A 26,709-nucleotide genomic window follows, 5' to 3' on the forward strand; every position below is an offset into this window, starting at 1 on the left:
ACAAAGGGGTAATCCAAGTACGCCAAGAGCCCAAGGGTGGTTCATAAACAGCGCTGGTAAACTGAAACCAACGTTCAGCTGACACGCATCAAAAAGAGACGTCAGGGATTGTCCTAAAATGCGTCAGCTTCCCTGAACATGGGGTCAGATGAAACGTTCATCTGACCCCGATTTCATCTGACCCCGAGTTTGCCATGACCTCCATCCCCGCACTCAGAACGCAAGACTCAACACTGCCAGAATTCATCTGGGATGACGCCTTGATCCGCCGCTATGATCTCAGTGGTCCAAGGTACACTTCCTACCCCACGGCTGTTGAGTTCAACCAGAACTACCCTGTTGAAGATATGGTCAAAGCCGCAGCTCGCAGCAAGGTCAGTGGTCGGCCGCTGTCGCTCTACACCCACCTGCCGTTTTGCGCGCACCTTTGCTACTACTGTGCCTGCAATAAGGTCATCACCAAAAAGCGCGACAAGGCCATGCCCTACGTGGAGCGGGTGCTGAAAGAGGCGGCCATTCAGTCAAAACTGTTCGGGGCTGACCGACCGGTGACCCAGCTGCATTGGGGCGGTGGTACGCCGACATTTTTGCCAAAAGATGTGATGGAACACCTGATGGCGGGATACGGGGAGCTGTTTAACCTGCAAACCGGTGATGAGCGGGATTACAGTGTGGAGATCGACCCACGGGAAGTGGACCAGGACACCCTGCCAACCCTCTGGAAACTGGGTTTCAACCGGATCAGTCTGGGCGTTCAGGATGTGAATCCCCAGGTCCAGAAAGCGGTGAATCGCATTCAGCCGAGAGAGATGACCGAAGCCGTGCTGAATGAAACGCGTCGAATCGGCTTCCGGTCCATTAACCTAGACCTGATCTACGGCCTGCCGCATCAGACCCCGGAAAGCTTTGCCGAAACCCTGGAAGCGGTGATTGAAATGTCCCCGGACCGGCTCTCTGTGTTCAGCTACGCGCACCTGCCCGACCGGTTCTATCCGCAGACCCGGATTCAGGGTGATACCTTGCCCAGTCCGCAGCAGAAGCTGACCATCCTGCACAACACCATAAACCGCCTGCTGGACGCCGGGTACGAATACATTGGCATGGACCACTTCGCCAAGCCGGACGACAGCCTGGCCGTGGCGCAACGGGAAGGCCGTCTGCACCGGAACTTCCAGGGCTACACCACCCACTCCGAATGCGATCTTGTTTCCCTGGGTGTTTCCGCCATCGGCCAGACCGACGACGCCTATTTCCAGAACAATCACGACCTGCCTTCCTGGGAAGCGGCCATCGATGCTGGCCAGCTGGCGATCACCAAAGGCGTGAACCTGACCCGGGACGACCGGATCCGCCGCTGGGTAATCGGCCAGCTGATCTGCCAGTTCCGTCTGGATCGCCAGCTGTTCGCAGACGTCTGGAACGAAGATCTGAACCGTTATTTTGCCGATGAGCTCAGCCGTCTGAAGCCCATGGTTCAGGATGAATTGATTGCCGATGATGGCAGTGCACTGCAGGTTCAGCCCGCGGGCCGGTTGCTGATCCGGGCCATCTGCCAGATCTTCGACCTGTACCGCAAAGAGGGCGCCAGCCAGCGGTTTTCCCGGATTATCTGACAGCAGCGGCGAAGTCGGGGCCAGAAGAACGCGTTCTTCTGACCCAATGTTCATTTCCAGAGCGAAAAAAGGGGGCTGTCCGTTTCCGGATAGCCCCTTTTGCGTCTTGCTGGCATCAGCTGTAGGCCGGCATCAGTTCCCGGACTGCTGGCGAGAAACACAGCGGATCGGCCATGTTCCCCATGCAGGGCATCAGTCAGGGGATCGCCGGCTTCAGCCAGTTCGACCTTTGAGAGCAGTTGTCGCATGTTGCTTGGCTCACCGTAGTTCAGCGCTAGGCTTTCAACCGCGAAAAAGACAATAACCAACAGGGCCGGTACCACCAGAGTGATCGGTTTGCCCCGCATGGAGAGGTTGTTTATGAGTTTCGTAACCTTGCCTTGTTTGATTGTATGCTGCGGCAAACATCCCGGGGTCTCCCGGGCGGGTGCCATAATCGTGACGGGGTAGCCGGCGAGGTAGTTTCAGGCGTGTAAGTTGCTGTGATCGTTTGTTAATAGACTGATAAACATCAAGAAATAACGCAGGTAAGTAGTAGTGCGCAGAGTACCTCCTCTGGGGTAGTCTCACCTTCGATGTGCCGGCGAACAGAAAGGAGCATTCTGAGGCGCTGACAAAGGTCAAGGCAGTTACTGCCTAAGTGACGGTAAGATAGGGGCAGTCTTGCAGTGGAGAGTGCTATGGAACTTGTCTGCCCGGTCGGTAGCCTGCCGGCCTGAACTTCAACGATAAGCGCGCCGCCAGCCAGTCGCCCAAACCTGGCGCCATGCTCTGGACAATCTCGAAGCTCGTGCCCAAGGGTTCACTGTTGAACCCCAATGGCGGAAGACGCTTGCGGCGAATCTGTGATCAGAACGAGTTAGCGGTGGAAGCGAATGATCAAAGTGCCCTTCAGGTTGCGATCCGTAGCAGCATCCCCTTTATTACCGGCCCTTCAGTGAATGTCTACAACGTGGCTACGCTCAAAGTACTGGCAAAACAGGGGCTGAAAAGTGAAGGTCTGGCTTTGCCGTTCATGACTCCACAGTGTTGGCTCAGCCAAGATCCTCAATGTTGGTTTTCCCGAAACTGATTTGTGTCATTGCCAAACAGTCGCAATTAGTAAACGGTATAACATTGTCCCCTTAAGGAGCCGCGTTATGACTATCAATGAAGGCCTTCGCCTGATGGCAGGTGTATTCACCCTGATATCCATTCTTCTCGCTCACTATGTAAGCTCTTACTGGCTTTTCTTTACCGGGTTTATTGCCCTTAACCTAATCCAGTCTTCGTTCACCAAATGGTGCCCGGCCATGATGATCCTCAAAAAGATGGGCCTGAAAGAGGAAAGGCCGGTCAGCTGAGGTGTTTCGCGGTAAAAGCCTGGGCTTTCAGGTTCTGCGTCTTTTGATCTCTCAGCGAAACCTTATTCCTGGCTGAGCGCTTCTTGAGCCCACTGCCAGGCGGCGACAGTCGCTGGAAAGCCTATTGAATTCATGCCCAGCACCAGCGCGTGCTCTATATCCTCGCGTGTGAGGCCCAGTTCCAGACTGCGACGAATGTGGGATTTCAACGCGGATTCGCGACCCGCACCAACGCAAACGCCAAGCTTTACCAGAGCGCGCTTTTTCTCATCCAGAGGACCGGCATCGGCAAGGGCTTTACCGAGCTGTTTGTGCGCTCGTTGCAGCTCTGGGAATCGTTCGCTGAAGGCAACGAAGGTTTTGGGGAGTTCGCTGTCATTTTTATCCATTAGATTGCCTCGTTTGTGGGTTCCGCCACGTGTTCGTGGTCGGTTTCAAACCGGTGGACAGATTTTGACATGGAGCCAAAACCTTATCTGACATTGCGGTATTATAGAACCGGTGAGTGCATGCAAATAATGCAGCCCCTGCCATAGATCTGATGCGACGATTCAGAGAAATTACCGCGATTCAGGGAACTTCAGGCGGCGGCTTCTACTCGGTCCCGCCCATTGGCTTTGGCTTTGAACAAAGCTACATCCGCTCGCATTAACGCCTGGTGAGGAAGCTCATCGGGGGAAACTTCTGCAACCCCCAGGCTAATCGTCTGGTGGCCGATCAGAGGAAACGACACTTCCTTAATCTTTTTTCGCAAGGCATCTGCCAACAGCAGTGCGCCCTCCAGTGAGGTTTGGGGGAGTAGCACCACAAACTCTTCCCCGCCCCACCTTGCCATTCGGTCCGCCTGTCTCAGGCGCTGGCGTACTTCTTCAGTCAGGAGCCGTAATGTCACATCTCCCGCGTCGTGGCCAAACTCATCATTGACCTTTTTGAAGTAGTCGATATCAATCATGGCGACGGAATAGGGTTGGCTGTACCGGATCGCTTCTTCATGGGTTTCGAGGAGCGACTGCTCGAAGCGGCGCCGGTTCCATAATCCGGTTAGCGGGTCATGGAAGGCTTCGTGCTCAAGCTTGGCCATGGTGTTTTTCTGGTTGGTTATATCCCAATATTGCCAGAGGTGTCCGAGGTAAGTCTGTTCGTTAAAGACGGGCACATAAGTCCGCTCGAGGATTCGGCCATCCGAGAGATACAGCTCGTCTGTAGCGGTTCTGCGTGTAGTGAGGGCGCCATTAATGCCTGCGAGAAAAGCGTCGGGGTCGCGAAACAGAGCTTTGCTTTGCTCTGCAGCTGAGGCGCAATCCATCCCCTTCAGGGCTTCCGGCGGCGCGGGGATCTTGAACAGATCACAGAAGCTCTGGTTTGCAAGAAGCATTTTGCGGTTTTCGTCTTCAACCACTATGCCTCCCCGGAGGTTTTTTAATAGCGCAGCGAACCGCTCATGGGCATTTTTCAGAGCGGTTTCGCTCTCTACTCGGGACGTTATGTCAGTTTCACTGACCAGTATCACCTGTTTCCCAGTCGCCGGATCTATCGTGCGACGCAGATCCAGGCGGTGCCAACACTCTCCGAAGGTTGTGTGTACAGGCGCCTCCAGTGAGAGGCTTTCTTTTCCACTTTCTGACCAACAGCGTACTTGGTTCTGATCCACTTCACGACTAAAGCAGTCCGTCAAACGATTACCGTCAGGGAGTTTCGCCAGCGCTGATGGATTCCTGGTAAGAAGGTTGCCTTGTGTGTCGAAGACGGACAAAAGAGTGGGCACATGGCGGAGTGCCTCCTGGGCGCGAAGCGCCTGAAGATCCGGCTCTGTGACAGGCTGAGCTTCAACCAGCATTCCAACACCATCTTGCAGTTCATAGCCGGAGCATAAACAACGCAAGGTCAAGGGCTCGCCATTAGGGTACAGGGTCCAGGTTTCGACCACGGTTTCGCCTCGTCGAAACCTCGCCAAATAGTCATGAAGACGCGTTCGTACCGACACCGATACTTCGGCACTGAAATCCCTGGCGCACAGCTCATCCAGATCCTTGGCGCCCCAGAGGTTAACGCCCGCGGCATTGGCCCAGATCATCGTGAGATGCTCTATATCAAAAACCCAGAGAGGAGTTTGTAAAAGATCAGCCACCATAGTCGGGTGTTGTGCTGAATCATGGGGCGTTTTGGATAGACGGCTCATCGGCTCAACGGGATCAGTTTTCAGAGTTAACCGGTTAATTGTCGCCCACTATTAAAGTCGTTGCGATACCTATATCAGGGCTACCTAATCATGAGTAAACGCAAACCTAACGCAAATAATCGCGTTGAGCAATTTGGCAGGTTATTGGCTGTGCAATGGTCTATTTTGCCAGTATCGTCGTTTCGACAGAGGATATTCCATTTGGTAAAAGCACACTTCGACGAACCAACGACTTTCGAGATCCTCCCCTTAGACAAAGATTTCGAAACCAGCCCTCGGAAATTCGGAAATGGTGAATAATCACCGCTAATATTGGAAAACTACGAGTGCAACAGATATTGCAGACTGACATTCCATTCCAGGCTATCCAACAGATTTTTTTGGAGCCAGTCCCAGTTCAGTATCGCTTTCGATTATCAGGTGACGTTGAAAAAACAGCTGATCGGGATCCTGTCTTCGCTCTGCCAGGGTTTTGAATGCAGCCAGTGAGCCACGGATCGTTGCCTCCCAGGTGCCGTCGATCACGCGAAGACGACCGGCCCAGAAGCCAATGGTGATACCGGGTTGCCCGCCATTTACTTCTTGCCGAATGCGGCGGCCCTCGAAGTCATCGAATTCTCCGTCACTGATGGCTTGAGCAAACAGGCGATTCAGGGGTGCCTCGGCAGCCAGTTGCTTTAGAGGCATCGGGATTCTGCGATCAATGGAGCCAAGCATCGGCACGGGGGGGCAGGTATTACCGAAGAACCGAGAGTGTTTGCCCAAGCAGGGGGGAGCATATAGATGCAACGGTGGGTAGCGAAAAGGGCATGCTTTACTCCTGGCGGTCAGAAACCTGAACAGAGTGAAGCAAGCCGTTCGGAATGATTCGAGATAGCTCAGCCTTTGTGAAGGCCTTCCTCTACAGCCCAGACGGCAACCTCCACTCGTGAGCGCAGGTTCAATTTCTTCAGCAGGTGCTTTACGTGGACCTTTACGGTGCCGTCGCTGATATCGAGTTTGCGACCAATCATCTTGTTGGACAGGCCCTCGGCGATCAGGCGCAGAATATCCTTTTCCCGCGGCGTCAGGCTGTCGAAATCCGGGCGTGAAGCCTGCTGAGGTTTGTTGGAGCGCAGCGCCTGTGCAAGCAGCGTGGTGAGTCGCTCGCTGATCACCATTTTGCCGACCGCCGCCTGATGAAGCTGGGTGATCATGTCTTCCGGCTCCATGTCCTTCAGCAGGTAGCCGTCTGCGCCGGCCCGAAGCGCCGCCACCACGTCGTCTTCCTGGTCAGAGACCGTGAACATTACGATGCGGGAGCTGATGTTTTGTTCCCGCAACTTCTTGAGGGCTTCGATGCCGTCCATCTCCGGCATGTTCAGGTCCATCAGGATCAGATCGGGCTCCAGCTCGGTTGCCAGCCGTATGCCGTCGGCAGCGTTACTGGCCTCACCGGCCACGACCATATCGTCTTCCATCTCGATCAGCTGTTTGATGCCCTGGCGAAGAAGCGGATGATCATCAATCAGCAGGATGTTTGCGGGTGACTCAGACATCGGTTTCTCTCTTGTTATCAGGCGTTTGACGCTGTTGTGGGAATCAGATTGCGGCTTTTTGGAACAAAAGACAGAGTGACTTCCACGCCCCCTTGTTCGTGGTTCTGTACTTCCACCTTACCGCCCAGAGTTCGGGCACGGTCCTGCATGATGATCAGGCCGTAATGGTTAATCGGCTGGTCAGTGCCAGGCAGCCCCTTGCCATTGTCTCGAATCCGAACCCTCACCTGCGGCGATTCGAACAGAACATCCACGCTTATGTCTGTGGCATCCGCATGTTTAACCGCGTTGGCCAGACCTTCCCTCACGATCTGCAGGGTATGGATCTCTTCATTCGGCGACAAGGTCTGAAGCGGCAGATTGTACTGCAATCCGACGGGCTTACCCAGTCGCTCGGAAAACTCTTCAATGGTCTTTTCCAAGGCGGTCGCAAGATCGGGTGTGTCCAGTTTCAATCGGAAGGTGGCCAGCAATTCCCGAAGCTGGCGGTAGGCGCTGTTCAGGCCTGTACTCAGCTCATCCAGAATGCCCTCGTGAATGCCTCTCTGCTCGCCTTGGATGTTAAGGCGGCGCAACCGGGCCACCTGCATTTTCAGGTAGGACAACGACTGGGCCAGCGAATCATGAAGTTCGCGGGCGATCACGGTACGCTCTTCGGCAAGTGTCCGCTGCTGCTCCTCGGTAATTTGCCGCTCGAGGAAAATGGCAGTGGCCAGCTGGTCGCTGAGAGTTTCCAGCAGCCGTCGAGAGGTTTTTGACAGGCCTTCTTCGGCTGGGTACCAGACCTCCAGCGTGCCCAGCAGCTGCCCGGGTGTCCGGATCGGCAAAAGCAGGCGACGGCCGTCGTTGTTTTCTACTGGAAGCTCATCGTAAACCTCCGGCGTTACCAGACAAGCATTGCAGTGGTGGTCTCGGCAATAGAAGGGGCGTTCCCGGTTGGCCGTTGCAATCGCCTCCACTGGCTCGGTGAACTCCTTATCATGGAGGTAAAGGCGGATAGGCCCTATGCCCAGTAACTCTTCAAGCTCCTGAAGCATGGGGATAGCCCCATGGCACAAGTCGTGATTCGCAAACAGGTCGCGACTTGCAGAGTGCAGTAGTTGAAGCGCGGTGTGGCTCTTTTCCAACTCTTCTGTTTTCAGGCGAGCCCTTTCTTCCAGCTCATAGTAGGTAAGCGCGAGCTCGCTGGTCATCTGATCAAAGGCCTGCCCCAGCTGTGCCAGCTCGTCGGAGCCACCCAGGTTGGCCTTACGGGAAAAGTCCTGATCGCCAACAGCAATGGCGATACCGACCAGCTTGCGTAGTGGCTGCAAGATACGGTTCTTCAGGTCAATGAACAGCGCCACAATGATCAGGATAGAGAAGGCCAGGCTGATGATCTGAATCAGGTGCAGGAGGTCAATGCGGGCTTCGGTTCGCTGTTCCAGCATCTTCACTAGCTGGTCCACGTCATTCACGTAATTCTGGGTTGAGGCCAGCATGGCTGCGGAAACAGGTGTGCCCTGGTCGTGTTCCTGCAGGGCAGGCCGGAGCATAGTCGCCCAGGATTCCAGAATGGTTTGGTACTGGGTGGCGAGCGGATGGCCACGGCTCTCCGGGATGGCGTTGGAGATGCTGGCGTCACCCAGCTTGGTTTCGTAACGGTCCAGCATGTGTCCGATTGAGTCCTGATCGGACCCTGAGACGACAGGACCTGCGCTCCGGGCAAGCAGCTGGAAAGCCCCCATGCGGAGGGCACCCGCCAGATTGATCGCGGTGGCGTTGCCTTCGATGCTTTTGGACACCGCAAGCGTGGTCGCCATGCTGACAAGGGCTGTCAGTACCACGGCGCCAACGACGATGGCGATTCGGGTTACAAGCGGGCTTCTTGGTGTCATTTAATCTTTTGCGCATCGATGTGTTTGGCTGGTCAGAATGAATTATGCCCGGCCAGAACATTCCCTGATACCTCCTTGAGGATAGTCAATTACCCCAATGGTTGGTAACCCATCATAATCTTTGACCCTTTTATGATCAAAAGATGAAACTGAAAAGCAGGTTTCCAGAAGAGCGACAGTAATGAAGTCCGAAACGGATCGTGCAGATGACCGGCTGGCGTCATTGGCAGTGGTGCTGCCGTTGGCGGTGGCGGGCTTTGTTGTCGCGGCCGGGTGCTGGACTCTGTTTGCGGTGGCCGGGGTGCATCTACGCTCGGAACTCGATCTCAGCAATTTTCAGTTTGGATTCCTGCTGGCAATGCCGATGGCGGTGGGAGCGGCGCTGGCGGTCCCGGCTGGTCTGGCGGCGCAGAAATTCGGTGCCCGCCGAATCATGCTGGGCTGTCTGGCCGGGCTGGCCGGCTGCATGGTGATACTTCTGACCACTGATACCTTCCCCGGCTACCTCATTGCCGCCGGCGGCCTCGGGCTCGCTGGCGGATTCTACAGTGCCGGGCTGCAATTTGTGACGGGACACTGTGAATCCCCACACCTGGGCCTTGTGCTGGGGGTGTTTGGCGCTGGCGTGACCGGCGCGGGATTCAATTACTATCTGGTGCCCCTGTTTCATGAGGCCTTTTCCTGGCACGGGGTACCACTGGCCTATCTCATCGTGCTGGTGCTGGTAATTGCCTTGTTGATCATGCTGACCGATCCGGAAGACGCGGCGGCGGACCCGACCGCTGAAACATCGGTCCGGGTATTGCTGCGTCGTATGCAGACCAGGCGGGCCGTTCAGCTTTGTGGCTATTTTGGCGTCGTCGCCGGCAGCTTCTTTGCGCTGGCTTTGTGGCTGCCGGATTATCTGTCTTCACAATTTGACCTGCCAGTGGACTCTGGCGCGCGGCTGGCGCAATGGTTTGTTATTCCGGGTGCCCTGGCGCAAATCGTGGGGGGAGGGTTTTCCGATCGCTTCGGCAGCGCAAGGGTTGTCAGTCGCGCACTGATGGTCTGTCTGATTGCACTGTTTGTCTTGTCCTACCCACCCATGACGCTGTTTATTCAGGGCGTTGACGCCACGATACGCGTTGAATTCGCTTTGCCCATGCGGGTGGAGGGTGTGTTTGTCGTTACCCTTGGGCTTGCCATGGGCTGCACCATGGGCAGTCTCCAGCGGCTGGTGATTATTGAAAACCGTCCGGTGGCGGCTTTTGTCGCCGGGCTGCTTCTGGTTAGCGCTTGTTCGGTTGCCTTTGTGCTGCCGGTGATTTTCAGCAGCGTTAATCACTGGCTGGGCGTCCGTAGTGCAGTCTTCATGATTCTCTTCCTGCTGCTTGTAGGCTGTCTGTTCCTGTTCGCCCGGGAAAGTCGACGGCACGAGCGTGAACACCTTCTCCATCCGGGGATATAAGCCACCTACCCCCAGGGTGGTAGAAACGGGTTATGAGGTAGTAACCACGCAGATTTCGCGGTTTTTCTCACACACAATGGTCTCAAATCGGAGAAACGATCCGGCAGACGGAGAGAGACCATGAGTCATTTGATAGATAAACTGAATTACTTCAGGAAGAAGCGCGAGCCGTTCTCCAACGGCCATGGCGAAACCCACGAAGTCAGCCGCGAGTGGGAAGACAGCTACCGCCAGCGCTGGCAGCATGACAAGATCGTGCGCTCCACCCACGGCGTAAACTGCACCGGCTCCTGCAGCTGGAAAATTTACGTCAAGAACGGCCTGGTTACCTGGGAAACCCAGCAAACCGACTATCCCCGTACCCGCCCGGATCTGCCCAACCACGAGCCTCGCGGCTGCCCACGTGGTGCCAGCTATTCCTGGTACATGTACAGTGCCAACCGCCTGAAGTACCCGCTGATGCGCAAGCATCTGATGAAGCTCTGGCGTGCCGCGCGCATGCAGTTCAATGACCCGGTGGAAGCCTGGGCTTCTATCGTCGAAGACCCCAAGAAAACCGCTGAGTACAAGCCCCGCCGTGGTATGGGTGGATTTGTGCGCTCCAGCTGGAACGAAGTCAACGAGCTGATTGGCGCCTCCAACGTCTACACCGCCAAGAAGCACGGTCCGGACCGCATCATCGGCTTTTCGCCGATTCCCGCCATGTCCATGGTGTCCTACGCCGCGGGCAGCCGCTATCTGTCCATGATCGGTGGCGTGTGCATGAGCTTCTACGACTGGTACTGCGACCTGCCACCGGCCTCGCCGCAAACCTGGGGTGAGCAGACCGACGTGCCGGAATCCGCCGACTGGTACAACTCCGGCTACATCATTGCCTGGGGCTCCAACGTGCCCCAGACCCGTACCCCGGATGCCCACTTCTTCACCGAAGTGCGCTACAAGGGCACCAAGACCGTCGCCATTACGCCGGACTACGCCGAAGTCTCCAAGCTGTCCGACGAGTGGATGAACCCCAAGCAGGGTACCGATGCCGCTCTGGGTATGGCCATGGGGCATGTGATCCTGAAAGAGTTCCACGTCGACAAGCCCAGTGAGTACTTCACCGACTATGTACGTCGCTACACAGACATGCCCTACCTGGTCATGCTGGAAGAAAAGGACGATGGCAGCTTCGTGCCGGGCCGTTTCCTCCGCGCCAGTGATCTGGTCGACGGATTGGGTGAAGAGAACAACCCCGAGTGGAAAACCATCGCCATTGATGAAGCCTCCGGTGAACTGACGGCTCCCAATGGCTCCATCGGCTACCGCTGGGGTGAGAAGGGCAAGTGGAACCTGAAGCAGACTGCCAAGGGCTCCGACGTCAACCTGCAGTTGTCCATGGTCGAAAAGCACGATGACGTTGTGGACGTTGCCTTCCCGTACTTCGGTGGTATCGAGCACGACCACTTCAAGCACGTCGAAATCAAGGACATCCTCAAGCACAAGCTGGGTAGCCGAAAGGTGCAGCTGGTGGATGGCTCCGAAGGTCGCGTGGTCACCGTCTATGACCTGATGGTCGCCAACTACGGCATCAGCCGTGGTCTGGGCGAGGATGATGGCGCCACCTCCTACGACGAAGTGAAGCCCTATACCCCGGCCTGGCAGGAAAAGATCACCGGCGTGCCCGCCGAGAAGGTGATCCGCATTGCCCGTGAGTTTGCCGACAACGCCGACAAGACCAAGGGTCGCTCCATGGTCATCGTGGGTGCTGGTATGAACCACTGGTACCACATGGATATGAACTACCGCGGCCTGATCAACATGCTGATCATGTGTGGCTGTATCGGCCAGAGCGGTGGCGGCTGGGCCCACTACGTTGGCCAGGAAAAACTGCGTCCGCAGACCGGCTGGCAGCCCCTGGCGTTCGGTCTGGACTGGCAGCGTCCACCCCGCCATATGAACTCTACCTCCTTCTTCTACGCCCACTCCGGTCAGTGGCGCTATGAGAAGCTGGGCGTCGACGAGATCCTGTCACCGCTGGCGGACAAGTCCAAATTCGGTGGCAGCCTGATCGACTACAACGTACGTGCCGAGCGCATGGGTTGGTTGCCGTCTGCTCCACAGTTGAATCGCAATCCGTTGGGTATTGCCGCCGAAGCCGAGAAGGCAGGCATGGATGTGGCGGATTACGTAGCCCAGTCCATGAAGGACGGTTCCCTGGCGTTTGCCAGTGAGGATCCGGAAGCGCCCCAGAACCATCCGCGCAACCTGTTTATCTGGCGCTCCAACCTGCTGGGTTCCTCAGGCAAGGGCCACGAGTACATGCTCAAGTATCTGCTGGGCACCAAGAGTGGCCTGCAGGGCAAGGACCTGGGGCACGAAGGTGGCGCCAAGCCGAAAGAGGTCAAATGGCATGACGAGGCGCCGGAAGGCAAGCTCGACCTGTTGGTGACTCTGGACTTCCGTATGTCCACCACCTGTCTGTATTCAGACATCGTTCTGCCGACGGCCACCTGGTATGAGAAGAACGACCTGAACACATCGGACATGCACCCGTTCATCCACCCGCTGACCGCAGCCACCGATCCGGCCTGGGAAGCGCGTAGTGACTGGGAAATCTATAAGGGCATTGCCAAAGCATTCTCAAAGGCGACCGAAGGCCACCTGGGTGTCGAGAAAGACGTGGTTACCCTGCCGTTGCTGCACGACGCACCGGCGGAGCTTGGTCAGCCGTTCGATGTGAAGGACTGGAAGCGCGGTGAGTGCGACCTGATCCCGGGCAAGACCGCGCCCAACTTCATCACCGTTGAGCGGGACTACCCGAACACCTACGCACGTTTCACCTCGCTCGGGCCGCTGCTCGACAAGCTGGGTAACGGTGGCAAGGGCATCAACTGGAATACCGAGAAAGAAGTGAAGTTCCTGGGTGAGCTGAACTACAAGCACATCGACGGCGCTAACGCGGGCCGTCCGAAAATTGAAAGTGCCATTGACGCAGCGGAAGTGATCCTGACCCTGGCGCCGGAAACCAATGGCCAGGTTGCTGTAAAGGCCTGGGCGGCCCTGTCCGAGTTTACCGGACTGGATCACACCCACCTGGCGAAGAACAAGGAAGAGGAAAAAATCCGCTTCCGGGACGTTGTGGCTCAGCCGCGCAAGATCATCTCCAGCCCGACCTGGTCCGGCCTGGAAGACGAGCATGTGTCCTACAACGCCGGCTATACCAACGTCCACGAACTGATCCCCTGGCGCACACTGACCGGTCGTCAGCAGTTCTACCAGGACCACGAGTGGATGCGCGCCTTTGGTGAAAGCCTGCTGGTCTACCGCCCGCCGATCAACACCAAGACGGTCAGCAGCATGCTGAACCAGCGCAGCAACGGCAATGCCGAGAAAGCGCTGAACTGGATAACGCCGCACCAGAAGTGGGGTATCCACAGCACCTACAGCGACAACCTGTTGATGCTGACCCTGTCCCGCGGTGGTCCGATTGTTTGGCTGAGCGAAGACGATGCGAAAGAACTGAATATCGAGGACAACGACTGGATCGAACTGTTCAACGCCAACGGCGCCATCGCCGCCCGCGCGGTGGTAAGCCAACGCGTGATGCCGGGCATGGTGATGATGTACCACGCCCAGGAGCGGATCGTGAACATTCCGGGCTCGGAAATCACCGGTACCCGTGGCGGTATCCACAACTCGGTCACCCGGGTGTGCCCGAAGCCGACCCACATGATCGGCGGCTACGCCCAGTATTCCTACGGTTTCAATTACTACGGCACCGTAGGTTCCAACCGCGACGAATTCGTGGTGGTTCGCAAGATGCACAACGTCGACTGGCTCGACGGCGAAGGCAATGACACTGTTCAGGAGGCTGTAAAATGAAAATCCGTTCCCAAGTCGGCATGGTGCTGAACCTGGACAAGTGCATCGGTTGCCACACCTGTTCAGTAACCTGCAAAAACGTATGGACCAGCCGTGAAGGCATGGAATACGCCTGGTTCAACAACGTCGAGACCAAGCCTGGTATCGGCTACCCGAAAGAGTGGGAGAACCAGGACAAGTGGAAGGGCGGCTGGATGCGTGACAGCTCTGGCAAGATCCGTCCGAAGATCGGTGGCCGTTTCCGGGTACTGGCGAACATCTTCGCCAACCCCGATCTGCCCCAGATCGACGACTACTATGAGCCGTTTGATTTCGATTACCAGCACCTCCACACCGCCGGCGATACCAAGCACCAGCCGGTTGCACGGCCGCGCTCGCTGATCTCCGGCCAGCGCATGCAGAAAATCGAATGGGGCCCGAACTGGGAAGAGATTCTCGGTACCGAGTTCGCCAAGCGCCGCAAGGACAAGAACTTTGACCAGGTGCAGGCGGATATCTATGGGCAGTTCGAAAACACCTTCATGATGTATCTGCCGCGCCTGTGCGAGCACTGTCTGAATCCCACCTGTGTGGCCAGCTGCCCGAGCGGCGCCATCTACAAGCGTGAGGAAGACGGCATCGTCCTGATCGACCAGGACAAGTGTCGTGGCTGGCGGATGTGTGTCTCCGGCTGCCCATACAAGAAGATCTACTTCAACTGGAAGACCGGCAAATCCGAGAAGTGCATTTTCTGCTACCCGCGGATCGAAGCCGGTATGCCCACTGTTTGCTCCGAGACCTGTGTCGGCCGGATTCGCTACCTCGGCGTGCTGCTGTATGACGCAGACCGCATCGAAGAAGTGGCCAGCGCACCGGGAGAGCATGAGCTGTACGAAAAGCAGCTGGAAATCTTCCTGGACCCGTTCGATCCGAAAGTGATCGAACAGGCCAAGAAAGACGGCATTCCGATGAACGTGATCGAAGCCGCCCAGCAGAGCCCGGTCTACAAAATGGCAGTGGACTGGAAGCTGGCCCTGCCGCTGCATCCGGAATACCGCACCCTGCCCATGGTCTGGTACGTGCCACCGCTGAGCCCAATCCAGTCTGCGGCGGAAGCCGGCAAGGTCGAGTTTGACGGCATACTGCCCAAGATCGAGAGCCTGAGGATCCCTGTGAAATACCTGGCCAACCTGCTCACCGCCGGTGACGAGAAGCCGATTGTCCGGGCCCTAAAGCGGATCATGGCCATGCGCCTTTACAAGCGTGCCGAAACCGTGGAAGGCAAAGAAGACCTGCGCGCCCTTGAGGAAGCCGGTCTGACGAAGGCCCAGGCGGATGAAATGTATCGTTACCTGGCCATTGCCAACTATGAGGACCGCTTCGTGATTCCCACCAGCCACCGCGAGCTGGCGAAGGAAGCCTTCCCCGATGCTACCGCCCATGGTGAGCGCAACGGCTGCGGCTTCAGCTTCGGTGAAGGCTGCAACGGCGACAGCAAATTCAACATGTTCGGTGGCCGCAAACAGACCACCAGCATGGTCCAGAAGTTGTCGACCGTGAAGCAGGTTGACCCGAAACAGCTGCAGGAATAAGGAGGCCGACATGCAACTCTTAAAAGTACTGGCACGGGTGCTTGAGTACCCGACCGAAGAACTTCAGGCCTCCAAAGACGCCCTCATTGCCGCTGTCCTCGAGGACAGCCGGCTGCCCCGGCAGAACAAGGAGCAACTGCTGCGCTGTCTGGAAATGCTGTGCGATGGCGATCTGCTGGACATGCAGGAGAACTACGTCGGCCTGTTCGACAAGGGCCGGGCCACGTCCCTGCTGCTGTTCGAACACGTGCACGGGGAATCCCGCGACCGTGGTCAGGCCATGGTGGACCTGATGGAGGAATACCGCACTAACGGTCTGGAAATCGACGCCAGGGAATTGCCGGATTATCTGCCGCTGTTCCTGGAATACCTCTCCACCCGCCCCCGGGACGAGATCCAGAACTGGCTGGAGGATATCCACCATATCCTGGGCTTGCTGGGTGAGCGCCTGTACCAGAGGGAAAGTTTCTATCACGTGGTGATGGATTCGCTGCTGACCCTCTCCGGGCGCGCGGCAAACCGCCAGGAGCTGGCCCAGATCGTCGCTTCGGAAGAGCGCGACGACACCCCGGAGGCACTGGACAAAGTCTGGGAAGAGGAAATGGTGAAGTTTGTTGATGATCAGGGCAGTTCCTGCAGTACCGGCAGCGTTGTAGGCCAGCGCCGTCGCGAACTGGAGCAGACCCAGACCATTCACCTGAGTGATCAGCTGATGACGGATGCCACACCCCGTCAGGCAGGGCGCGCCTGAGGGCGCAGGAGGAAACAGAAATGATGTCCTATCTGAATACACTATTGTTCGGGGTTTATCCCTACATTGCTATCGCGATCCTGGTGCTTGGTACCTGGGCCCGGTATGACCAGGGGCAGTTCACATGGAAAGCCCATTCCAGCCAGATTCTGCGCAAGAAAAACATGGTGATGGCCAGTGTACTGTTCCATGTGGGCGTACTGGTGATCTTCTTCGGCCACCTGGTGGGCCTGCTGACGCCTCATGCGTTCTATGAACCGTTCATGACTCCCGGCACCAAGCAGGTGATGGCGATCGTGGTTGGTGGAATTGCCGGCGTGATGGCGATCATTGGCGGTGCCATGCTTGCCTGGCGCCGGCTCACTGACCCGCGCGTGAAGGCCAGCAGCACCTTTGCTGACAATATGATCATTATCATCCTGGTGGTCCAGCTGGTCCTGGGTATGCTCACCATCCTGCCCACCATGGGCCATCTGGATGGCAGCACCATGCTCAAGTTCTCCGCCTGGGCGCAGGGTGTCGTCACCCTACAGGGCGGCGTGGCCGGCTACGTTGCCGACGTGCACTGGATCTACAAGACCCACATCTTCCTGGGCCTGACCATCTTCGTACTCTTCCCGTTCACCCGCCTGGTGCACATGCTCAGCGTGCCGGTGGAGTATTTCGGACGGAAGTACCAGGTGGTGCGCAAGCGGGCGTAATTGGGTTTCAAGAGTGTCGGATTACGCTTGGCGGAGCCACGCTAATCCGACCTACTCGAGCCCGAGAGCAGAAAACGTAGGTCGGATTAGGCGAAGCCGTAATCCGACAACAGAATCAAAAGGTGATCACAATGCAACTCATCCCCGTCGGCGAAGCCGAAAAACCCAGAAACCAGTTCCCGCCGGTCTACGTGGGTGAAACACTCATCGCCGAAGATGATATCGCCCGGGAAATGCAGCACCACCCGGCCGAAGAAGTCGCCGAAGCCTGGCATGAAGCCGCCACAAGTCTTGTCATCCGGGAATTGCTCCTGCAGCAGGCCAGTCGCCTGAAACTCGATGACATCGCCGACGAAGAAGACCGCATTGCCCGGGTACTGGAACTCGAACTCAATGTTCCGGACCCCACCGAACAGGACTGCGAACGCTTCTATAACGCTAACCCGGCCCGCTTCCGCAGCCCGACACTGATGGCCGTCAGCCACATCCTGCTTGCCGCCGCCCCGGACGACGTCCAGGAACGCATCCGCCAGGAAGAAGCTGGCGATCAATTGCTGTCGTCCCTTATTGACGGCCGCTCCCAATTCGCCGAACTTGCCAAACAATACTCCGCCTGCGAATCCCGCCACCAGGGCGGCAGTCTTGGCCAGATCAGCAAAGGCCAGACAGTAGATGAATTTGAGCGTCCGGTTCTTGCCCTCCAGGAAGGCCTGAATCCGGAACTGATCGAAACCCGCTACGGCTGGCACATCGTTCGGGTCGACCAGCGCATCGACGGCCATCAGCTCCCGTATGAGCATGTAAAACCGCAAATCCGACAATACCTGAGTGAGAGCGTAACCCGCCGGGCATTTCGTCAGTATCTGCAGGTTATGGCGGCGGAAACCGGAGTGGAGGGGGTAGATCTCGAACTCCCGGATTCGCCTCTGATGCAATGAGGGGCGTGACGCCAATTACTCCCGAATAGCCCCCCAACTACCCCCATGGGGGGAGCGATTTTCACCCAGTATCCTTCTACTATTTAAAATATGATTTCGAATGCATGAATGTGCAAAGAGGATACTCCCATGGCACTGACCCAAACGGCCGAAACTTGCTACACCAAACCAGTTCTCGTCGCCATCAACAAACCATTTGATGACGAGGACGGTCTCCAGGCACTGCGCAGCCATCCATTGTTCTTGGAACTCAGTAGCAAAGATCTTGAGCACCTGATCCAGCAATCCCGGAGAATTCGGCTTGGCCATCACCAGTTGCTTTACCGCCAGGATATGCCGGCGCACCATTTCTTCTTCGTGATCTCCGGCCGCCTGCGTCTTTACCGCCTGGACTCCTCCGGCATCGACCGAACCCTCGATAGCATTGCCCCCGGCGACTGCTTCGCCGAGGTCATGATCTACGCCGATCCGCCCAGGTACGCCTGTTACGCCGAGGCTCTGAAATCCAGCGAAGTTCTGATGATCCCGGTCAAAGCCTACCAGGACATGCTGGAAAGCAAGCCAAGATACGCCCAGGCCGCACTGCGGCATTACGCCAAACGTGCGGTTTCGCGATTTCATGACTTGGAAATCATGACCGTCCAGAACGCCCGTGACCGTCTGATCCGCTACCTGATTGATCTGTTGCCCAACGGCGCAGAAGAGGGTGGGGAAGTGGAGTTGCCGCTACCCAAGTGCCTGGTGGCCTCCAGGCTGGCCATGCAGCCGGAAACCTTTTCCCGGATTCTGGCGGATCTGAAGGCCAACGGTCTGGTGCGTGTCAACCGCAGCCGGCTGTTTATCTCGGATCCACAGCGCCTGATCGAAATCAGCCAGTAACATCCCACACTCAAGCCTCTCGGTTCTCGAAGTGGCAGGATTGTGCGACGGAGTTCGAAGGCTAACCTCGTCCGCCCGGCTCATTGCCCGCCAGGCGTAAATCGCAGCGGCCCGGCACCAGTAAGGATTTATCAAGATGATCAGCAGTTACAGTGACCTGATTCAGGCCTCCTACAACCAGCAGGAACCACAGCGCCTGCTATTCGTTTTCTGCCGGGCCGAGTTGCCGGACGAGGCTTCCCCTGAAGAAAGGGTTGCCTTTGAACGCGGCGAGGGTGGCGCCCTGACGCCGGTGGTTTGTGTCGACAAGACTCCCGATGAAGCACCGGATTTCGGGGTCCTGCATAAAGAATCACAGGCCACGGGCCAACCATGGGATGTGGTGTTTGTTGCCGCCATGTCCGGCCGCGGCGGTACGCCTCCATCCACTGATGAAGCGCAGCAGCCGTTGACCATGATGGTGGAGTCAATTCGCCTCGGCCATATCAACAATTATCTACCCCTCGATTCCCAGGGCAACGCTGTCAGCCTGGGCTGACAGCGAGAATCCGTTCACTTCATCGGCCAGGCGTATTCAATAAGAGGTATTTGAGTTTCCTCTAATTTGCCTAGGCTGAAGCAATAAGACGCTTTTTCCAGGGAGTCTTCAGTGTCCGTTTTTTTCCGCTTCGCTTTCCTGTTTTCCACGTTGGTCCTGGCTATGGCCCTGAATGCCGCGCCTCTAGGTAAGTATGAGCCTGTTGCCGGTCGTCAGGTCATCAAGCAGACGTTTCCGGATGTCACCAGGGTTATTCCCAGGGAAGGCAATCGAGCCATCCAGGAGCTCTATGTTCGCAAGGAATTGGTGGGCTACGCCTATCAGTCCCTGGATTTTGTACAGACTCCCGCCTACTCGGGCAAACCGGTCAATGCCATGGTATTGCTGGATACCGAAGGCACCATCAAGGCCGCCAAGGTAATCCACCACGATGAGCCCATTCTTCTGGTGGGTATTCCCGAAAGCAAAATGCACGCCTTTACCGATCAGTACACGGGCCTGAAAGCCGACCAGCGGGTAACCGTGGGTGGAACTTCCTCCGAACGCAAGGTTGCCGTTGATGGTTTGTCCGGTGCCACGGTCACCGTGATGGTGATCAATGAAGTGATTATGCGCACCGCCCACCGGGTGGCCGTGGAGCTGGGCATGGTTGAAGGCGAGGATGGAACCCGTCCGCCGATGGCCACCGTGGACAAACAGGCTTACGAACAGAAAACCTGGCAGGAACTGACTGGTGACGGCTCTGTGCGCCGGTTGCTGCTCACCAAGGGCCAGGTGGATGATTCGTTCAAAGGCACGGAAGCCGAGGGTGTTGATACCGCAGGCCCGGAAGAAAGAAACGAGCCGCTGATTGAACTCTATACTGCCTACCTGGATGTGCCCACCATTGGCCGGAACATGCTGGGAGAAAGCCAGTATCAGTGGCTGACATCCGAGCTGCAGGAAGGCGAGCATGCAATTGCCGTGATGGCCGACGGTGAGTATTCCTTCAAGGGGTCGGGCTATGTGCGTGGCGGCATCTTTGATCGCATCCAGATTCGTCAGTTCGGTGACACCTTCAATTTCCGTGACCTGGATTTCTACCGGCTAAGCGACGTTTATGCCGAGGGCATGCCGAAATTCACCGAGATGGCGATTTTCATCATTCGCCAGCAATACAACTTCGATCCTGGCACTCCATGGACACTTGAACTCACGGTGAAGCGCCAGACTGGACCGCTGGACAGCGAATTCCAGGTCTTCCCCCTCGAGTATCAACTGCCGGAGCAGTTTTATACCCGTCCGGAGCCGGTCGTCTCCGAGGAAGAATGGCTGGAAAGCCAGCCCATGTGGGTGCAGGTATGGTACCAGCGTGAATTCCAGATTGTGGTGCTCGGTATCGGAATCGGTGTGCTGATGTTCATCCTGTTTTTCCAGGACTGGCTGGTGAAAAAGCCGAAGATGATGCGCTGGATCCGCCACGCCTTCCTGACCTACACGCTGTTCTTCATCGGCTGGTATGCCATGGGTCAGCTTTCCATCGTCAACGTGCTCACGTTTGCCAACAGCCTGATCAGTGGCTTCAGTTGGAGCACGTTCCTGATCGATCCGATGCTGTTCATCCTCTGGGCCGTGGTGGCCGCCATCATCCTGCTCTGGGGCAGGGCGGTGTACTGCGGCTGGTTATGCCCATTTGGCGCCCTCCAGGAATTGCTGAACGAGATAGCCCGCAAACTCAAGGTGCCCCAATACACCGTGCCGTTCGCCGTGCACGAGCGGCTTTGGGCCATCAAGTACATCATTCTGCTGGTGCTTTTCGGAGTGTCGCTGGATTCCATGGCAACCGCCGAACGGCTTGCCGAGGTGGAGCCGTTCAAAACCGCCATCACGCTGAAATTTGACCGCAGCTGGCCTTTTGTCACCTACGCCGGTGTGTTGCTGGTGGTGAATCTATTCACCCGCAAAGTGTTCTGCCGCTACATGTGTCCCCTGGGCGCAGCCTTGGCACTGCCGACCAAACTTCGGGTGTTCGACTGGCTCAAACGCCGGAAGGAGTGTGGCAATCCCTGCCGGTTGTGTGACCACGAGTGTGAAGTTCAGGCAATCCATCCGGACGGCCACATCAACTATATGGAATGCCATTACTGCCTGGACTGCCAGATGACCTATTTCGATGATCACAAGTGCCCGCCGCTGATCGTCAAGCGACGCGGCAAGCGCCGTGGTCATAACGCACCGGGCCACCCGGAGGAAATACCCGTGGTTCAGGTGACTTGAGTAGTCCCATAAAAAGAAAGCATGAGAAGCAAAACCGCCATTACCAATAACGGAGTTGGATGTTATGAAAAAAAGAGATGATCTGACCAAGGACATGCCGGAGCTTCCGGAAAGCGGCCAGAGCCGCCGCCGGTTTATGGGCGCTGCTGCCCTTGCGGGCGTTGCCGGTGCAACCGGGCTTGGCACCGCAGTAATGTCGCGCGAGGCATTCGCGGCCGCCGCCGAGGAGGCCCGCAACAAATACGTGATACATCCGGGGGAGCTGGACGAGTACTACGGTTTCTGGAGTGGTGGTCACTCTGGTGAAGTAAGGGTTTTGGGTGTGCCCTCCATGCGCGAGCTTATGCGCATTCCGGTGTTCAATGTGGACTCTGCGACCGGATGGGGCATCAGCAACGAGAGTAAGGACGTGCTGGGCCATGACAATACCCACCTGAATGGCGATTCCCACCACCCCCATATTTCCATGACGGATGGCCGTTACGATGGCAAGTACCTGTTCATCAATGACAAGGCCAATACCCGTGTGGCCCGGATCCGCCTGGACATCATGAAGTGTGACAAGATCACCACCATCCCCAATGTGCAGGCCATTCATGGTCTGCGACTGCAGAAGGTGCCAAAAACCAAGTACGTCTTCTGCAACGCGGAATACGTGATTCCGCATCCCAATGATGGCAGCGATACCAGCCTTGAAAGCAGCTTCACCATGTTCAATGCGGTTGATGCGGAGACCATGGAGGTAGCCTTCCAGGTAATTGTTGACGGCAACCTGGACAACACCGACGCCGACTACACCGGCAAGTACGCCTGCTCCACCTGCTACAACTCGGAGAAGGCGCTGGATCTGGCCGGTACCATGCGCAATGATCGCGACTGGGCGGTGGTGTTCAATATCGAACGCATCGAGCAGGCGGTGAAGAACGGCAACTACAAGACTCTGGGTGACTCCAAGGTTCCGGTGGTAGACGGTCGTGCAGGCTCGGAACTGACCCGTTACATCCCTGTTCCCAAGAACCCCCATGGCCTGAATACCTCGCCGGACGGCAAATACTTTATTGCCAACGGCAAGCTGTCACCGACCGTGTCCATCATTGCCATCGACAAGCTGGACGATCTGTTCGACGGCAAGATCGCGCCGCGCGATACCGTGGTGGGCGAGCCCGAGCTGGGTCTTGGGCCTCTGCATACAACCTTCGATGGCCGTGGCAATGCCTATACCACACTGTTTATCGACAGCCAGGTGGCGAAGTGGAACATCGCGGATGCCATCAAGCACTACAACGGCGAGGATGTGAACTACATCCGTCAGAAGCTGGACGTGCATTATCAGCCGGGCCACAACCATGCGTCCCTGACCGAATCCCGAGATGCCGATGGCAAGTGGCTGGTTGTGCTGTCGAAGTTCTCCAAGGACCGGTTCCTGCCGGTTGGACCTCTGCATGCAGAGAACGACCAGTTGATCGATATCTCCGGTGAGGAGATGAAGCTGGTTCACGATGGCCCGACTTTCGCCGAGCCTCACGACTGTATTCTGGTGCGTCGTGATCAGATCAAGACCAAGAAGATCTACGATCGCGACGATCCGTTCTTTGCCTCTGCCGTTGAGCAGGCCAGGAAGGATGGCGTGACTCTGGAAGCCGACAACAAAGTTATCCGCGATGGCAACAAGGTTCGTGTATACATGACCTCGATTGCGCCGCAGTACGGGATGACCGAGTTCAAGGTGAAACAGGGTGATGAAGTGACGGTGTATGTGACCAACCTGGACACTATTGAAGATGTGACCCACGGTTTCTGTATGGTGAACCATGGTGTGAGCATGGAGGTCAGTCCGCAGCAGACAGCTTCGGTGACCTTCAAGGCGGATCGTCCAGGGGTGCACTGGTACTACTGCAACTGGTTCTGTCATGCGCTGCATATGGAGATGCGGGGTCGCATGATTGTAGAGAAGGCCTGATCCATTGAGGTTCCTGTCAGGGCTCCTGTGTGGGTCCTGGCAGGCCTGCTGGTCGGGTATGGCAAACCGATGGTAAAGGGCTTTCCGAAACACGCCCGCGAGTACTTCCCTGTAGGGCTCGAATCGGGCCATCCGTGGCCCTCAACGGTTTCGGAAAGCCCTTTACCATCGATTTGCACAGAGCAAGGTGCAGTCCTCCAACATATGAACTCTCGAGATAAATTGATGTATCGAACCTTGCGTTATGGAGTGGCCCTGACCGTCGCTCTGTTATCGCTGACCGCGCAAGCGGACCTGCAAGAACAGCTTGATGCCCTGAAGCCGGGCGCGAGCTTTGAGCTTCCCCCTGAGCAGATTTCGTCTCTGACTATCCGGGTGCCCGGGGTGTCTGTGTCATGCCATGAAGAGACGGTGATTGACCCGGGCGGGCAGGGGAATGCGGTGGATATTGTTGCCGAAGCAGTGACGTTTTCCGGGTGTGACGTGCGCAACTGGGGCCGAGATCTGAACGAGCTGGATGCGGGGATTTTCGTGGCTCGCGAAGCCAGAGGTGCGGTGGTTGAGAACAACCGATTGCAGGGCCCTGCGTTCGGGGTCTGGCTGGATGCGACGCCGGATGTGACGGTCCGAAATAATACGATTCGCGGTGATGACAGTCTGCGTCCGAATGACCGGGGCAATGGGATTCATCTGTTCAATACCACCGGCGCGCTGATTGAGGGCAATGACATTCGTCAGACCCGGGATGCGATCTATATCGAGACGGCGGATAACAACACGATCCGTGGCAATGAGATGGCGGATCTGCGTTATGGCATCCATTACATGTACTCGATGAATAATCTGCTGGAGAGCAATGTCACCCGAAACACGCGAACCGGTTATGCACTGATGCAGAGCAAGCGGTTGAAGGTGATTAACAACCAGTCGGTCAACGATGAGAACTACGGGATTCTGATGAATTTCATTACCCAGTCGGAGTTGCGGGGTAATGTGGTGACCGGGGTGTCCCAGGGGCGGACCGGAGGGGTGACGATTGAGGGAGCCGAAGGCAAGGCGGTTTTTATCTATAACTCCCTTTACAACACGTTCGAAGGCAATCTGTTTGCGGATAGCAACATCGGCATTCACCTGACCGCCGGTTCTGAAGACAACGAGGTGTTCGGCAACGCGTTCGTGAACAATCAACGCCAGGTAAAGTATGTGGCCACCCGCACCCAGGAGTGGTCGAAGGGAAACAGCGGCAATTTCTGGAGTGATTACCTGGGCTGGGATCGGAACCAGGATGGCGTTGGCGATGTGCCCTATGAACCCAACGACAACGTGGACCGGCTGCTGTGGAAGTATCCGGAAGCCAAGGTCCTGATGTTCAGCCCGGCGGTGGATACCCTGCGCTGGGTGCAGGATGCGTTTCCGGTGGTCAAGTCCGCCGGTGTGACCGATTCCCATCCCCTGATGCGGATGCCCGCAGAGCTTCAACCGGAGAACTGATGAGCTGTTTTCGTCTTGAGAATGTGAGTTACCGGTACGACAAGAGCCCGGTCCTTACGGGGATCGATCTGACTCTGGAGCCGGGTGAGATCCTGGGTTTGTTTGGCCATAACGGTGCCGGTAAGACAACTTGTATCAAGCTGATCCTGGGGCTTATGACTCCCAATCAGGGATCGGTTTCCGTGCTTGGCGGCCAGGCTGGTGATCCGCAGGTGACCCAGCACATCGGTTACCTGCCGGAAAATGTGATGTTCTACCCGCAGCTGACCGGGCGGGAGATTCTGAACCATTTCGCCCGGCTGAAAGGCGCGTCCCTGCAACAGGTGCCTCAACTGCTCGAACAGGTTGGCCTTGGCGATGCCATGGATGCCCGCACCAAGACCTACTCAAAAGGCATGCGCCAGCGTCTTGGTCTGGCCCAGGCGCTGTTGGGCAAGCCGAAGCTGCTGATGCTGGACGAGCCTACCGTGGGTCTGGATCCGGTCGCCACGGCAGATCTGTACCGGTTGCTCCGGGAGCTGCGTGATGGAGGGACGGGCATTGTGCTGTGTTCGCATGTGCTGCCCGGTGTCGAGCCCTACATTGATCGTGCAGCCATTCTCACCGGTGGGGCCCTGAGGGCTGCCGGGGATCTGGCCGCATTAAGGCGGCAGGCCAACATGCCGGTGACCCTGTCTCTGGATCCAGCCAACAGTATCTCGGCGCTGGAACATGTGATCGACAGGGCATCGAGCAACAGTGGTTTGATCATCAAGACCGATAGCGGGCGCTTGCGGGTGGATGTGCAGCCGAGGGAGAAAATGGCCTTGCTGAATGCAGTGATGGCATCGGGTGAAGTGGCAGATATCAGCATTCATCAGCCCAGCCTGGAAGACATCTACGTGCACTTTATTGGTTCTGGTGGCCTGGCCCACCGGGGAGGCAGTAAATGAACAGTATCTGGACCATTGCCCGTAAGGAATTCAGTGATAGTCTGCGCAATCGTTGGCTGATGGCCATTTCTCTGGTTTTCGCCACCCTGGCTTTGGGCATCGCCTGGTTTGGCGCCGCAGCCTCCGGGCAGGTGGGGTATGCCTCCACGCCTGCCACCATTGCCAGCCTTGCGAGCCTTGGAATCTTCCTGATCCCATTGATTGCATTGCTGCTTGCCTACGATGCCATCGTTGGTGAGGAAGAGGGTGGAACCCTGCTGTTACTGCTGACCTACCCGCTCAGCCGCAGCCAGTTGCTGCTCGGCAAGTTCCTGGGCCATGGCCTGACCCTGGCTCTCGCTACCGTGATTGGTTTCGGCGTCGCCGGTGTGGCCATTGCAGTGCTGGTGGAAGAAGTTGCCATTGCCAGTCTCGCGGCAGCCATGCTGCGGTTCATTGTTTCCACCGTGCTTTTGGGGTGGGGCTTTATTGCCCTTGCCTACGTGATCAGTGTTCGGGTCAGCGAAAAGCCCATTGCCGCCGGACTGGCCCTGGCGATCTGGTTCTTCTTCGTGCTGATATTCGACCTGATGCTGCTGGGCACTCTCGTGGCCAGCGAAGGCCAGTTCAGCGCTGAACTGTTGCCCTGGCTGTTGATGCTCAATCCAACGGACATCTACCGTCTGCTCAATATCGTTGCCTTCGGCGACAGCGCCCAGCTCAGTGGCGTCCTCAGTCTCGGTGCCGACCTCCCCATTGGTGCCACCGGCCTGTGGTTTGGCCTGGTGCTGTGGTTTGCCATCCCGCTGGCAGGCGCCTTGTTACTTTTCCGAAACCGCCGTATCTGAA

At 57.0% G+C, this 26,709-nt stretch carries 21 protein-coding genes; 15 read left to right on the forward strand and 6 right to left on the reverse strand.

The annotated features are described in order from the left end of the window. The first annotated feature begins 194 nt into the window (after nt 1-194). Nucleotides 195-1,613: an oxygen-independent coproporphyrinogen III oxidase gene (gene hemN, locus CFT65_RS06125; RefSeq protein WP_088827092.1), complete on the forward strand. Its 1,419-nt coding sequence runs from the start codon at nt 195-197 to the stop codon at nt 1,611-1,613. Between the two features lie 50 nt (nt 1,614-1,663). Here hemN and CFT65_RS19105 read toward each other — a convergent pair whose 3' ends face one another. Then, the gene (locus tag CFT65_RS19105; RefSeq protein ID WP_216360411.1) at nt 1,664-2,017 is read right to left on the reverse strand and encodes a hypothetical protein; all 354 of its coding nucleotides are present in this window, start codon (nt 2,015-2,017) and stop codon (nt 1,664-1,666) included. Between the two features lie 735 nt (nt 2,018-2,752). On the opposite strand from CFT65_RS19105, the gene CFT65_RS06140 reads away from it, so the two are divergent. Next, complete coding sequence (locus tag CFT65_RS06140; protein WP_088827093.1) at nt 2,753-2,956, forward strand: DUF2892 domain-containing protein; 204 nt, start codon at nt 2,753-2,755, stop codon at nt 2,954-2,956. Between the two features lie 62 nt (nt 2,957-3,018). On the opposite strand, the gene CFT65_RS06145 is transcribed toward CFT65_RS06140, so the two are convergent. The 5 genes from CFT65_RS06145 to CFT65_RS06165 form a co-directional block, all read right to left on the reverse strand. Continuing rightward, nucleotides 3,019-3,345, reverse strand: a complete 327-nt coding sequence (locus CFT65_RS06145) for a carboxymuconolactone decarboxylase family protein (protein WP_088827094.1) — start codon at nt 3,343-3,345, stop codon at nt 3,019-3,021. A gap of 191 nt (nt 3,346-3,536) precedes the next feature. Beyond that, a complete protein-coding gene (locus CFT65_RS06150; RefSeq protein ID WP_172408427.1) occupies nt 3,537-5,030 on the reverse strand; it encodes a diguanylate cyclase in 1,494 nt (497 codons plus the stop codon). Nucleotides 5,031-5,498: 468 nt separating this feature from the next. Beyond that, a complete protein-coding gene (gene ubiT, locus CFT65_RS06155; protein WP_228705785.1) occupies nt 5,499-5,822 on the reverse strand; it encodes a ubiquinone anaerobic biosynthesis accessory factor UbiT in 324 nt (107 codons plus the stop codon). Between the two features lie 191 nt (nt 5,823-6,013). Continuing rightward, the gene (gene narL / locus CFT65_RS06160) at nt 6,014-6,673 is read right to left on the reverse strand and encodes a two-component system response regulator NarL (protein WP_088827096.1); all 660 of its coding nucleotides are present in this window, start codon (nt 6,671-6,673) and stop codon (nt 6,014-6,016) included. A 17-nt stretch (nt 6,674-6,690) separates the two neighbouring features. Next, nucleotides 6,691-8,550, reverse strand: a complete 1,860-nt coding sequence (locus CFT65_RS06165) for an ATP-binding protein (RefSeq protein ID WP_088827097.1) — start codon at nt 8,548-8,550, stop codon at nt 6,691-6,693. A 181-nt stretch (nt 8,551-8,731) separates the two neighbouring features. Here CFT65_RS06165 and CFT65_RS06170 point away from each other — a divergent pair, with 181 nt between their 5' ends. The 13 genes from CFT65_RS06170 to CFT65_RS06230 all read left to right on the forward strand — a co-directional run bounded on the left by CFT65_RS06170 (nt 8,732) and on the right by CFT65_RS06230 (nt 26,708). Beyond that, a complete protein-coding gene (locus CFT65_RS06170) occupies nt 8,732-10,000 on the forward strand; it encodes an MFS transporter (RefSeq protein WP_088827098.1) in 1,269 nt (422 codons plus the stop codon). 120 nt (nt 10,001-10,120) lie between these two features. Next, nucleotides 10,121-13,864 carry a nitrate reductase subunit alpha gene (locus CFT65_RS06175; RefSeq protein ID WP_088827099.1) on the forward strand — a complete coding sequence of 1,248 codons (3,744 nt, stop codon included), beginning with the start codon at nt 10,121-10,123 and terminating at the stop codon, nt 13,862-13,864. After that, nucleotides 13,861-15,435, forward strand: coding sequence for a nitrate reductase subunit beta (narH, locus tag CFT65_RS06180; RefSeq protein ID WP_088827100.1), 1,575 nt, complete (start codon nt 13,861-13,863; stop codon nt 15,433-15,435). The genes CFT65_RS06175 and narH overlap by 4 nt, the downstream gene beginning before the upstream one ends. 10 nt (nt 15,436-15,445) lie before the next feature. After that, on the forward strand, nt 15,446-16,186 hold the full coding sequence (gene narJ, locus CFT65_RS06185) for a nitrate reductase molybdenum cofactor assembly chaperone (protein ID WP_088827101.1): 741 nt from the start codon (nt 15,446-15,448) through the stop codon (nt 16,184-16,186). Nucleotides 16,187-16,209: 23 nt separating this feature from the next. Further along, entirely contained in the window at nt 16,210-16,887 is a 678-nt protein-coding gene (gene narI, locus CFT65_RS06190) for a respiratory nitrate reductase subunit gamma (protein ID WP_088828171.1), read from the forward strand. A gap of 131 nt (nt 16,888-17,018) precedes the next feature. Further along, nucleotides 17,019-17,825 (forward strand): peptidylprolyl isomerase, encoded by an 807-nt coding sequence (locus CFT65_RS06195; RefSeq protein ID WP_088827102.1) that lies wholly within the window; start codon nt 17,019-17,021, stop codon nt 17,823-17,825. 129 nt (nt 17,826-17,954) lie between these two features. Further along, nucleotides 17,955-18,704 (forward strand): Crp/Fnr family transcriptional regulator, encoded by a 750-nt coding sequence (locus CFT65_RS06200; protein WP_088827103.1) that lies wholly within the window; start codon nt 17,955-17,957, stop codon nt 18,702-18,704. Nucleotides 18,705-18,840: 136 nt separating this feature from the next. Then, nucleotides 18,841-19,242, forward strand: coding sequence for a ribonucleotide reductase subunit alpha (locus CFT65_RS06205; RefSeq protein WP_088827104.1), 402 nt, complete (start codon nt 18,841-18,843; stop codon nt 19,240-19,242). 162 nt (nt 19,243-19,404) lie between these two features. Then, nucleotides 19,405-21,498 carry a transcriptional regulator NosR gene (gene nosR, locus CFT65_RS06210; RefSeq protein WP_088828172.1) on the forward strand — a complete coding sequence of 698 codons (2,094 nt, stop codon included), beginning with the start codon at nt 19,405-19,407 and terminating at the stop codon, nt 21,496-21,498. Nucleotides 21,499-21,562: 64 nt separating this feature from the next. Next, entirely contained in the window at nt 21,563-23,458 is a 1,896-nt protein-coding gene (nosZ, locus tag CFT65_RS06215; RefSeq protein ID WP_088827105.1) for a TAT-dependent nitrous-oxide reductase, read from the forward strand. Nucleotides 23,459-23,683: 225 nt separating this feature from the next. After that, the gene (locus CFT65_RS06220; protein WP_088827106.1) at nt 23,684-24,949 is read left to right on the forward strand and encodes a nitrous oxide reductase family maturation protein NosD; all 1,266 of its coding nucleotides are present in this window, start codon (nt 23,684-23,686) and stop codon (nt 24,947-24,949) included. Further along, nucleotides 24,949-25,881 carry an ABC transporter ATP-binding protein gene (locus CFT65_RS06225; RefSeq protein WP_088827107.1) on the forward strand — a complete coding sequence of 311 codons (933 nt, stop codon included), beginning with the start codon at nt 24,949-24,951 and terminating at the stop codon, nt 25,879-25,881. The genes CFT65_RS06220 and CFT65_RS06225 overlap by 1 nt, the downstream gene beginning before the upstream one ends. Next, a complete protein-coding gene (locus tag CFT65_RS06230; protein ID WP_088827108.1) occupies nt 25,878-26,708 on the forward strand; it encodes an ABC transporter permease in 831 nt (276 codons plus the stop codon). The genes CFT65_RS06225 and CFT65_RS06230 overlap by 4 nt, the downstream gene beginning before the upstream one ends. Nucleotide 26,709 lies beyond the last annotated feature (1 nt).

This window comes from Marinobacter sp. es.048 (assembly GCF_900188435.1).
Taxonomy (GTDB): Bacteria; Pseudomonadota; Gammaproteobacteria; order Pseudomonadales; family Oleiphilaceae; genus Marinobacter.

What these genes read in the sequence shown, in the direction of transcription:
- hemN (WP_088827092.1), top strand. Translation starts at nt 195, where the DNA reads ATGACCTCCATCCCCGCACTCAGAACGCAAGACTCAACACTGCCAGAA.
- CFT65_RS06140 (WP_088827093.1), top strand. Translation starts at nt 2,753, where the DNA reads ATGACTATCAATGAAGGCCTTCGCCTGATGGCAGGTGTATTCACCCTG.
- CFT65_RS06145 (WP_088827094.1), bottom strand. Translation starts at nt 3,345, where the DNA reads ATGGATAAAAATGACAGCGAACTCCCCAAAACCTTCGTTGCCTTCAGC.
- CFT65_RS06150 (WP_172408427.1), bottom strand. Translation starts at nt 5,030, where the DNA reads ATGATCTGGGCCAATGCCGCGGGCGTTAACCTCTGGGGCGCCAAGGAT.
- ubiT (WP_228705785.1), bottom strand. Translation starts at nt 5,822, where the DNA reads ATGCCTCTAAAGCAACTGGCTGCCGAGGCACCCCTGAATCGCCTGTTT.
- narL (WP_088827096.1), bottom strand. Translation starts at nt 6,673, where the DNA reads ATGTCTGAGTCACCCGCAAACATCCTGCTGATTGATGATCATCCGCTT.
- CFT65_RS06165 (WP_088827097.1), bottom strand. Translation starts at nt 8,550, where the DNA reads ATGACACCAAGAAGCCCGCTTGTAACCCGAATCGCCATCGTCGTTGGC.
- CFT65_RS06170 (WP_088827098.1), top strand. Translation starts at nt 8,732, where the DNA reads ATGAAGTCCGAAACGGATCGTGCAGATGACCGGCTGGCGTCATTGGCA.
- CFT65_RS06175 (WP_088827099.1), top strand. Translation starts at nt 10,121, where the DNA reads ATGAGTCATTTGATAGATAAACTGAATTACTTCAGGAAGAAGCGCGAG.
- narH (WP_088827100.1), top strand. Translation starts at nt 13,861, where the DNA reads ATGAAAATCCGTTCCCAAGTCGGCATGGTGCTGAACCTGGACAAGTGC.
- narJ (WP_088827101.1), top strand. Translation starts at nt 15,446, where the DNA reads ATGCAACTCTTAAAAGTACTGGCACGGGTGCTTGAGTACCCGACCGAA.
- narI (WP_088828171.1), top strand. Translation starts at nt 16,210, where the DNA reads ATGTCCTATCTGAATACACTATTGTTCGGGGTTTATCCCTACATTGCT.
- CFT65_RS06195 (WP_088827102.1), top strand. Translation starts at nt 17,019, where the DNA reads ATGCAACTCATCCCCGTCGGCGAAGCCGAAAAACCCAGAAACCAGTTC.
- CFT65_RS06200 (WP_088827103.1), top strand. Translation starts at nt 17,955, where the DNA reads ATGGCACTGACCCAAACGGCCGAAACTTGCTACACCAAACCAGTTCTC.
- CFT65_RS06205 (WP_088827104.1), top strand. Translation starts at nt 18,841, where the DNA reads ATGATCAGCAGTTACAGTGACCTGATTCAGGCCTCCTACAACCAGCAG.
- nosR (WP_088828172.1), top strand. Translation starts at nt 19,405, where the DNA reads ATGGCCCTGAATGCCGCGCCTCTAGGTAAGTATGAGCCTGTTGCCGGT.
- nosZ (WP_088827105.1), top strand. Translation starts at nt 21,563, where the DNA reads ATGAAAAAAAGAGATGATCTGACCAAGGACATGCCGGAGCTTCCGGAA.
- CFT65_RS06220 (WP_088827106.1), top strand. Translation starts at nt 23,684, where the DNA reads ATGTATCGAACCTTGCGTTATGGAGTGGCCCTGACCGTCGCTCTGTTA.
- CFT65_RS06225 (WP_088827107.1), top strand. Translation starts at nt 24,949, where the DNA reads ATGAGCTGTTTTCGTCTTGAGAATGTGAGTTACCGGTACGACAAGAGC.
- CFT65_RS06230 (WP_088827108.1), top strand. Translation starts at nt 25,878, where the DNA reads ATGAACAGTATCTGGACCATTGCCCGTAAGGAATTCAGTGATAGTCTG.